The 8,353-nt window shown below is 67.4% G+C and carries 9 protein-coding genes and 3 pseudogenes; 4 read left to right on the forward strand and 8 right to left on the reverse strand.

The features are described from left to right. Window positions 1-190 precede the first annotated feature (190 nt). The 3 genes from ABZ904_RS49545 to ABZ904_RS49555 form a co-directional block, all read right to left on the reverse strand. Complete coding sequence (locus ABZ904_RS49545) at window positions 191-538, reverse strand: MerR family transcriptional regulator (protein WP_359410847.1); 348 nt, start codon at window positions 536-538, stop codon at window positions 191-193. Between the two features lie 21 nt (window positions 539-559). Further along, the gene (locus tag ABZ904_RS49550) at window positions 560-1,462 is read right to left on the reverse strand and encodes an aldo/keto reductase (RefSeq protein WP_361830764.1); all 903 of its coding nucleotides are present in this window, start codon (window positions 1,460-1,462) and stop codon (window positions 560-562) included. Window positions 1,463-3,022: 1,560 nt separating this feature from the next. Further along, entirely contained in the window at window positions 3,023-3,664 is a 642-nt protein-coding gene (locus ABZ904_RS49555; RefSeq protein WP_361830767.1) for a hypothetical protein, read from the reverse strand. Between the two features lie 478 nt (window positions 3,665-4,142). Here ABZ904_RS49555 and ABZ904_RS49560 point away from each other — a divergent pair, with 478 nt between their 5' ends. Continuing rightward, a complete protein-coding gene (locus ABZ904_RS49560; protein WP_361830772.1) occupies window positions 4,143-4,322 on the forward strand; it encodes a hypothetical protein in 180 nt (59 codons plus the stop codon). Here the strand turns inward: ABZ904_RS49560 and ABZ904_RS49565 are convergent. Together ABZ904_RS49565 and ABZ904_RS49570 are read right to left on the reverse strand one after the other, a co-directional pair. Next, window positions 4,315-4,476: a hypothetical protein gene (locus ABZ904_RS49565; protein ID WP_359410849.1), complete on the reverse strand. Its 162-nt coding sequence runs from the start codon at window positions 4,474-4,476 to the stop codon at window positions 4,315-4,317. The two genes, ABZ904_RS49560 and ABZ904_RS49565, sit on opposite strands and share 8 nt — an antisense overlap. A gap of 23 nt (window positions 4,477-4,499) precedes the next feature. Next, a pseudogene (locus tag ABZ904_RS49570) lies at window positions 4,500-4,583 on the reverse strand (hypothetical protein); the annotation flags it as partial. 492 nt (window positions 4,584-5,075) lie between these two features. On the opposite strand from ABZ904_RS49570, the gene ABZ904_RS49575 reads away from it, so the two are divergent. Both ABZ904_RS49575 and ABZ904_RS49580 read left to right on the forward strand, forming a co-directional pair. After that, on the forward strand, window positions 5,076-5,282 hold the full coding sequence (locus ABZ904_RS49575; RefSeq protein WP_359410838.1) for a DUF6417 family protein: 207 nt from the start codon (window positions 5,076-5,078) through the stop codon (window positions 5,280-5,282). A 483-nt stretch (window positions 5,283-5,765) separates the two neighbouring features. Beyond that, window positions 5,766-6,185, forward strand: coding sequence for a hypothetical protein (locus ABZ904_RS49580; protein WP_361005146.1), 420 nt, complete (start codon window positions 5,766-5,768; stop codon window positions 6,183-6,185). On the opposite strand, the gene ABZ904_RS49585 is transcribed toward ABZ904_RS49580, so the two are convergent. Then, window positions 6,167-6,601: a hypothetical protein gene (locus ABZ904_RS49585; RefSeq protein WP_361005149.1), complete on the reverse strand. Its 435-nt coding sequence runs from the start codon at window positions 6,599-6,601 to the stop codon at window positions 6,167-6,169. The genes ABZ904_RS49580 and ABZ904_RS49585 overlap by 19 nt on opposite strands. Before the next feature lie 105 nt (window positions 6,602-6,706). Between ABZ904_RS49585 and ABZ904_RS49590 the strand changes: the two are divergent. Next, window positions 6,707-7,120, forward strand: a pseudogene (locus tag ABZ904_RS49590) (transposase); the annotation flags it as partial. Window positions 7,121-7,135: 15 nt separating this feature from the next. Here ABZ904_RS49590 and ABZ904_RS49595 read toward each other — a convergent pair. After that, window positions 7,136-7,210 (reverse strand): annotated as a pseudogene (locus tag ABZ904_RS49595) (DNA repair protein RecO); the annotation flags it as partial. Window positions 7,211-7,232: 22 nt separating this feature from the next. Then, complete coding sequence (locus tag ABZ904_RS49600; RefSeq protein ID WP_361005152.1) at window positions 7,233-7,856, reverse strand: DUF1266 domain-containing protein; 624 nt, start codon at window positions 7,854-7,856, stop codon at window positions 7,233-7,235. Window positions 7,857-8,353: the final 497 nt, after the last annotated feature.

Consider the following 8,353-nt stretch of genomic DNA (forward strand, 5'->3'; position numbering starts at 1 on the left):
GATAAAACAACCCACCGCCAAACTCCACAGCACCCCCCCCCACCACCCCCCCGGCTGGGTGCGACCGGACCCCCCGCTGCTCGCGGGGGGCGTCCCCCCGCGGCTTGAGGGTCCGGTAGTAGGGGGGAGCGTCCGTATGTCCGCGACGTGTGGTGGGCAGGGTGCGAGCTGAGTGCGGCACTCTGGGCGCTCAGCTGTAGTAGGCGATCTTCTCGTCAAGGACCTCCATGGCCCGGTGCAGCGCCGCCACCTGCTGCTCGAGGACCGTACGGCGATCGCGGAGGAAGGCTACCCGGTCCTGCGGAGGGTGTTCGGCGCGCAGGATGGCGACGAATCCGCGCAGGTCCGCGATGCCCAAGCTGGCCTCGCGGAAGCACGTGACCAGGCCGATCCAGAAGAGGTCGTCCTCGGTGTACTCCGTGCGCCCGCCGGCGGTACGCCGGATCGGGCCGATGAGCCCTTCGCGTTCGTAGTAGCGCAGCGTGTCGATGGAGACGCCGGTGCGGTCGGCGGCCGCTGCCGGGGGGAGGGTGGTCATGGAGCTCCTTGGTAACCGCCGCTACCGCGCTTCGGCGAAGCGCGCCAGATGCTCGTCGCTGAGCCGCGCACGGCGTGCGGCGAGTGCCTGCTCGATCTGCTCCATCCGGCTCGCGCCGACGAAAGGGTCGATGCCCTGCCGCATCAGCCATGCGAGGACAACCTGGTTCGGCGTGACTGAGAGCTCGCCGGCGACCTCCTCCAGGACCGCGAGCACCCGGGCGGTCCCGGGATGATCATAGGTTTCCGGCAGCGGCTTGTCCGCGCGCACATACGAACCCCACATCACCGAACTGTACGACCACACGGAGAGTCCCTCCGACCGCGCGAGGTCCAGGTCCTCGGCGGTGAGCATGCGGTGGCCAGCCTCCGCGACGGGGGTGAGCGGGCGCGACTGGACAAGCGAGTGGCGCAACTGTAGGGCCGTCCAGGGCTCCACGCCCTGCTCCCGCGCGAGTGACCGGGCACGCTCGACGCGCCAGGCGGCATGGTTTGCCGGCCCGACGCGCAGGGCCACCTCCTTGGTGACCAGCTCGCCGAAGGCGCCGACCGTCTCCTCCGGCGGCACGGTGCGGTCCTTGGCGTGGGCCCAGAGCAGGTCCACGTGATCGACGCCGGGCCGCTCCAGGCTCTCCTCCACTCCGACGCGGACGGCGCGGGCGGACAACCCTTCGGCGCTTTCCGGCCAGGAGTGCGGGACCAGCCGGTTCTGCCGGACCTTGGTCGCGATCCGCACCGCGTCGCGCATGCCCGGGCGGGCCCGCAGCCACGCGCCGATGAGGCGCTCGCTCGCGCCGCCGGTGCCACTGAGGTCGGCCCAGAAGGAGTAGCAGTTCGCGGTGTCGAGCCAGACACCGCCGCCGGCGACGAAGGAGTCGAGGATCGCGAAGGCCCGGTCCGGGTCGACGCGGGTGCCGAAGTCCATCGTCCCGAGGACGATATGGGGTTGGTGGTGTTCATGCCCTCCATGCTCGGATCTGGAGCGCGCTTCAGGTCAAGAGCCGTGGTGGCGGCCGGTCCGGGACCCGGTCTCCGGGGCTCGGTGCCGCGCGTGACGGCGCCCCGTCGGCGGCGATCCTGATAAGCGGCCTGCCGAACAAGGCACACAGGGGAGCCGGATACGGACGCCGTGCAGCTCAGGTGGCCGATGGAGCGCCGGAGCCGGTGACAACAGAAATGCTTTCCGTGCTGCTGGTGACAAGTAGCACGCCGACCTGGTGAGAACTGCCGTACTTCGCCATGCCGAAGCCGCAGGTCAGCGACGGCCGTTGGTGACAATCATCCTACTTTGGCAGGGTGCCTGCCCGGTGAGACCTACCCTTTGCCTCGGTCCTGGCTTTCCAGGAACTCGATCACTCCCGTTTCCGAATGCAGCAGCCGCTCGCGTTCCTCACGGGGAAGGGAGGCGAGCGCGTCGACCAGAACACGCTTCCGCGGGACGTGAACCATATTCCCGGAGTAGATCCTGCACCTCGAGCACCAGGCGAACCCGATGCAGCGCTCGAACGAGGAGGACTCGGGTAGATGAAAGCGGTAGGTGTATGAGCGGACCGGCGTTGCGCATGTGGCGCAGATCCAGCGTTCACCTTCGAGGACGGACCAGCCGTCCCCGACCTTGAGCCACTTCGGCCGGCGCCTGGCCGGTGCTCTTCAAGTCGTCATGCTGAGCATTCTGTCCTGCCTGAGTCTGCCCAGCACAGCCATCCGAGCAAGTTTCGGCCATCGAGCACAGACCGCAACGGCCCCTTGATCGGCTTCACGGAATCCGTGCCTGAACCCGATTCAGGCGCCGTCGACACTGGCGCGCTCAGTCGCATTCAGCCAGCCACTTGAGTGCTTCAGCTGTCGTCCGGCCCGCGTCGCCCGAGACCAGGAGTGAGCCTTCGCGCCGGGCCATCCGTCGGCCGTCCACGGATGTTGCCGCGCCCATCCCGACACACATGGATGGAAGCCGGGCACGGGCTCAGGGACACCCCGAGCGCTGAGGAGTCGGGATACCCTCGGCACTCGCCATCCCTTTGAGTTGGCTGACGCAAGCAGGTGACTGGCAGGGAACACCGGACCGGCCGTGCCCCGACTTGCCGAACTCCAAGAGAAACTCATCGCCTTGATCGACGTGTTGGACCCAAAGGCCCAGCGATTCCCGCAGTTCCGCGAAGTCGCCAGCGCGGCACGGAGCGTCAGACGGGCAGGCTGAAGCGCTCGACCACAGTCCGTGTGGAACCGATGCTCCAGCTGGAAACTGGGCACGGCCGTCGACGGATAGCAACAGCAGACCAGAACATGTCGGGAATAGTCCCCGACGAACCTGCACGGTGCCTTGCGGTCAGCCGGAGACGGCAGCCTCCTCGGCACTACAAATCCAATGCCGCAGCCGGCCGATCAGATCAGGACGGGAACTGATGGGGCGAGCAGCCGGCGAGCAGAGATCGTTCAGAGGCACATCTGATCACTTGCCTGACGCGGCTGCACGCTGCCCCTCGGCTTACTCGGCCTGCGCCTCGTCCGGGATCTCTGCGGCCGTCTGCTCCGCCGGGGTGGGGGCGGTGTAGTAGACGGAGCTGCCCTGCTTGGTGCGCTGGGCCTTGTTCTTGGCTACGAGGTTCTCGAGGGTGGTGCGTACGACGGTGGTCTTGATGCCACGCTCGGGATGGGCCGTGTCGAGAGCGGTGGCGACGTCCGCCGCGGAGCGCGGGTCGCTCTGTTCGGTGAGGTGGCTGCGGACGAGTTCGACCAGCGTGGGCAGGACACCCTTTGGAGCTCCGGTCTTGCTCGCGGGCTTCTTCGCAGCCGACTTCTGGGCTGCCGTGCCAGTGTCGGTAGCCTTCTTCGCCCGCGTCCGCTTAGCGGCGCCGGGCTCACCAGCGGTCTTCTTGTTGCGGGGAGCGGGCACGGTGGAGCTGTCTGGTGCGGCCGCAGGCTGCAACGGCGTGGGCGATACACCAAGTACCTGCTGCACGTTGACCAGCACGCTGTGGTCGTGTTGCAGGGCGGCCAGCTGCTCCTGCAGTGCGGCGATGTCCGTGCTGATGCGTTCCTGCTCCTTGGCGTTGCGTTCGAGGTCGCTGGTCACCTGGGCGGTGTACTGCGACGTCAGCCCGGTGGTTGCCGTTGTGCTCTCCGACATGGTGTTGCCTTTCTCAGTGTTCCTGGCTGGGTGTGCCAGATCTTTGGTGCAGGCGCAGAGCGCCACGCGTGTGGGCGCGAGCTGGTGTCTGAAGGCAGTGGCGGTCACTGCTGCAAATAGCCCGGCATAGAGATAGTACGTAAGAGTTAAGCCTGTTGTGTCTCTTGAGTGATGTCTTTTGTTCGAGGTGAGCTTCAGGGGCGGCGCACGTGGTGATGTCTGGGGTGTCCTGCAGAGTGAGTTGTCGGCGGCTGCTTGGCGGTTGGTCCACCAGGCGTGACCTTCGTAGACGCCGGGGCGGGCAGGGTGATCTCGGCGGCGGGTGGGCGGTCGAGTTGGCCGATGAGAGGGTGCCGGTTTCGGATTCGATGCTGACGCGGGTGTGGCCTTCGGTGTCAGCGGGCGGGGCGGGTGGGGTGTCCCAGGTGCGGAGGGTGACCTGGACGGGGATGTCGGGTTGGAGACTGAGGAGGTACAGGTGGTAGCCGTTTCCGGCTACCACCAGTTGCTCTGCGGCGTCCAGGGCGGCTTCGTCGCCGAGGTAGGCGTCGGCGTCGTAGACCTCCACGACGCGGCGGCCGGGGGTGGCGGTGACGTGGTGCTCGGCGAGAAGGGCCATGGCCTGGGGCCTTCCTGTTCGTGGGTGATCTTCACGTAGAAGGGGCGCCGTCCAGGACCCGGTTGAGGATGTACATCTCATCCAGGCGTAGGCCGCCCTTGCGGTTGTCCTTGCCGTCGATGAGCCGGACGGAGAAGCGGTTGTCACCCTCGGCGGAGCCTCCTTCGTGGAGGCGAAGGGGTATTCGTCGCATTCCAGGCCGCTGCCGGAGTAATCGCCCGAGACCTTCTTGCACTCGCTGATGGATTTGGAGCGGTTCTTGTCCTGCTTGTCCTTGTCGATGTGGCGGTGCAGCGGCACCTTGGCTCCGGTCGCGGCGATCTACATCAAGTCGAGGTTCGCGGTCTGCACAGGCATTCAGGTCACTGCCGGACTCCTGCCGCTCACTGGCGGCTTCGCCCACAGCAGGGTAGAGGGTCGTAAGGAAGCCATGCGGCAGGACCCTGAGAGCGCGGAAGACAGACGCGACTTCCGCTCCGTAATCCCCGAGCTGGGGCGAAGGTCCGTCCACACGCACACTGTGCCGACGGACCTGCAGTGGAAGGGGAACATTTGCCGGGCACCAGTGGTTACAGGGAGCGTGGTGGTGAAGGGGACAGTGTCCCCGGGCCTCACCTATTGCCCATGAGGACGATCGTTCGGCTGAAGCCTCATGGAGCCTTTCGCCGCGTAGGCGACCGCCCTTCACGACCACACTTCGCTCGTCAGCCCCGACCGGTGCCCTCGCCGGCCGCGGCTGTTCTCGTCACGGCTGGCGCGTGACCGGTTGGAATCCGGCCGCGTTGCCCAGGTGTGGACGATGATGACCACGTCGACCTCGATGAGATCGACATCGCTCCCGTCGAGTACACGACCGAGCGCGGGGCCCTGCTCTCCCTTGAGGAGGCGCACGAGCTGCTGCGCCTGCTGGTGACGGTTGCCCAGGACGGCGGGCCGATGTCCGCCGAGGCGGACCGGCCGGCGCGGGAGATCGCCGCCCGCATCCCCTCGGAGAACTGACCGCATCACCCGGACGGACCGCTCATATGGGGCCGCACCCACCCGGGATCCGGGTGCGGCCGTGACGCGTTCCGATGCTTCAACCCTTACCCCGGCGCCTTCAGCAAGGAATAAGGCCGTCGTGATGCGCAGGATGCCCACACGGGCGATGGGTGAGAGCCGTCAACGGGGCAACCCGCCAGGCGGCGAGGCCTGCCCCTGACCCTGCGGGATGCAGCGATCCGCTGTGGCCGGGGCCGGTTCGTGCGGCCGCTTCCTGCTTCGGCCTGCCCGTTGCGGGAAGGCGGCGAGCTTGCGGTCGATGCGTGCCAGCCACAGGGCGTGCCCGACGCGCAAAGCGTTGGGCACGCCAGGTCGGGCGACAGATCCTTCTACTGCGGTCTCCGCGCATTCAAATTCCTGTTCGATAAATTGGGGTGCGGGAGGTGGCCGCATACCCTGGGACGCGACGGCACACGAGGTGTCGACGGTGGTGCATGTGCGATGCCCGACCGTCTGCCGGAAGAGGCCTACCGGCAGGTCCTGGAGCAGCTCGCAGAGCTCTCTCCGGTCGTCCAGGCCCTGCCTCCGTCTGCGGCTCTGGTGGAGCGGAAGAGTGCCCTGCGCTGTCACGGGGCCGATGCCCGCGGGCTGGTGAAGGTGCTGCGGGTGCGCACACTCTCCCGCCTCGGCGTAGATGGGCGCGTCGGCATCGGTCCATCGATCGCCGTGGCGGCCACGGTCTCCGGCCAGATCGGCCCGGCCGGGGGCGTCCTCGCCATCGACCCCGCTTACGTCACCGAGTGGCTGGGACCGCTGCCCGTGGAAGCCCTCCACGGCATCGGTCCCCACCAGGCCACGGCACTACGCGGCGTCCGTCGCGATCTGGCTCCGAGCGTGAACTCCTATGCGACCGAACAGTAAACGTCTTGGCCTTGGCGTCGGGCGCCGCTGACGAGAGTGGCCAGATCACTCAGGATCACTTCGGCGATCTCCGTGTCGAGGACCTCGCCATCCTCCGCCCGCTGCAAGGACCACGCGACAGCGGCATCCTTCAACTCGGACCGCTGGGCCTCGGCGAGTGCGACGGACAGACGAGGCGAGATCGCGAAGACGACACACCCGTCATCGTCCTGGCCACCGACGAGACGAGGCTCACCAGCTTCGACGAGTTTTTCGAAGCTGCCGCCGGCAAGCAGGCACTCCCATTCGAGCACAGCTTCTTCGGGATCGAAGTTGCCGAAGGAGAGCGACTCGAATGCGCGTCGCGGCCCGGTCTGAAGAGCCAGAGCCGCTGACGCGTCATCCGGAGCCGCGAAGAACTCGACGATGATGCTCACCCCGGCATCATGCCGGACCGCCCACAACCGTGATCGGCCGGACAGTAGTGCTCCGTTAGGTCTGTTTGCCGGGTCGTGGTGTGCGAGGCACTGTGGATAGATGATATGCGGCAAGTCGCGGATTTACGGGCCGAGTTAGCAGGATTCGTGGCGGACGTGTTCGCTTCGGTGTCTCGGAAGGATCATCGGGCGAAGGGGGACTGTTGCCTACGGGGTTTGATGCTGGATGGGGGACGCAAGTCGAGCCGATGGCCGAGCGGCTGCCGGACGGCAACGAGCACAACCTGCAACAGTTCGTGAACCAGTCTCCCTGGGACCCGGTACCGGTACTGCGGCGGATCACGGAACGGATCGTGCCGCTGATCAGCCCGGATGCCTGGGCGGTCGATGACGTGTGTCCCCAAGGACGGCCGGATGTCGGTCGGGGTGGCCCGCCAGTACTGCGGTGCGCTGGGCAAGCGGGCCAACTGCCAGGTCGCGGTGAGCGTGCACGCGGTCAGTGACACCGCGTCCTGCCCTTCTCACGCCGACCGCCAGCGTGGTGATCCGTTCCGTCTCACCCAGCTTCTGGGTGCGCAGCACCATGCCGTCGTCGCGGAACAGACTCATGGACCCATTCTCGCGTACGGAGTCAGCGCGCGTGGTCGGGGTTGCTGATGGCATCCCACGGTGCCAGTTTCCAGGGGCTGGCCCGGTTCGCCGGGTCGAGCAGCGCGCGCAGATGTGCCTCGGCAATGGCATGCGGGGCGGGAAGGTTCGCCTCCGACCGGCCCTGCAGCCCGTCCCGCCAGACCTTGCGCCCGAGCAGGTAGTGGTCGGCGTACTCGTGCCAGGAGGCGTACGTCCTCACGACCGTCGGCACGATGTTCTTCAGCGCGGTCCAGGCCTCGGCCTCGCTGATCATCCCGCCGCCGAAGCCGCGGCGGGTGATGTCGACGTACAGGGCCGCGTCCCAGGCCAGTGGCGCGACGCCGAGGAGCCGGTGGACCCGCGCCCGGTAGCCGGTGCGCGCCAGCCCGTCGAGCCGGCCGATCAGCTTCTCACGCGAGGTGATCTCCCACTGGCCGGCCAGCCACTGCCTGGCCGCGTCGTCGTCGATCCGGGTGAACGGGTACAGGGTGGTCCGCGAGGCATCCCGGTCCCAGTTGACCGGCGCGCTCAGCGACACCATCCACAGCTGGTGCATCGTGAGCGGGTCGGGGTACCGGCGCTCTGCCCGCGGCCTTCTCCATCTCGTCAAGCTCCACAAGGCCATGGGCCCGCACACTACGTCATGCCACACGCACCGCTGCAGGGTCCCCGGATCCACTGCTTCAAGGAACCTCGCCCCGCCTGCGCGCGTTGGCGTACGCCGTCGCTGCGCTCAGGCGCTCCGCCGGAGTCGCGAGGCGCACGGCCTCCGGCTCCACGTCCCACTCTGATGGTCTGCGGGGGAGTGTCAGTTGAACTTCGTCATCTGAGCGTCAGTGGCGCAGACGCGGCGACCTGGTCGTCGGCGCTGACGGGTGATGCTCACCCGTTGCTGACCTGAGTGACGAAAGACCATGTCGCACGGACACGATCCGTGTCGCCACGCGGCGCGAACGCGGGAGACCAGTGCATCCACCACCGTTCGGGATGCGCCAGTTGACCAGGATCGGGTACAAGACTGACTCCTGCTCTCTTGAAAATGACCTGAGCTGATGCGCGTCGGTGCAGGTCGAGCGGCTCCCTCTCGCGGGGTGACGGTGACGTCGAGGCCGAGGGCGGCGA

Source organism: Streptomyces sp. NPDC046900, assembly GCF_040644975.1.
Classification (GTDB): domain Bacteria; phylum Actinomycetota; class Actinomycetes; order Streptomycetales; family Streptomycetaceae; genus Streptomyces.

What these genes read in the sequence shown, in the direction of transcription:
- ABZ904_RS49545 (WP_359410847.1), bottom strand. Translation starts at nt 538, where the DNA reads ATGACCACCCTCCCCCCGGCAGCGGCCGCCGACCGCACCGGCGTCTCC.
- ABZ904_RS49550 (WP_361830764.1), bottom strand. Translation starts at nt 1,462, where the DNA reads ATGGACTTCGGCACCCGCGTCGACCCGGACCGGGCCTTCGCGATCCTC.
- ABZ904_RS49555 (WP_361830767.1), bottom strand. Translation starts at nt 3,664, where the DNA reads ATGTCGGAGAGCACAACGGCAACCACCGGGCTGACGTCGCAGTACACC.
- ABZ904_RS49565 (WP_359410849.1), bottom strand. Translation starts at nt 4,476, where the DNA reads ATGCGACGAATACCCCTTCGCCTCCACGAAGGAGGCTCCGCCGAGGGT.
- ABZ904_RS49580 (WP_361005146.1), top strand. Translation starts at nt 5,766, where the DNA reads ATGCCCGACCGTCTGCCGGAAGAGGCCTACCGGCAGGTCCTGGAGCAG.
- ABZ904_RS49600 (WP_361005152.1), bottom strand. Translation starts at nt 7,856, where the DNA reads ATGGCCTTGTGGAGCTTGACGAGATGGAGAAGGCCGCGGGCAGAGCGC.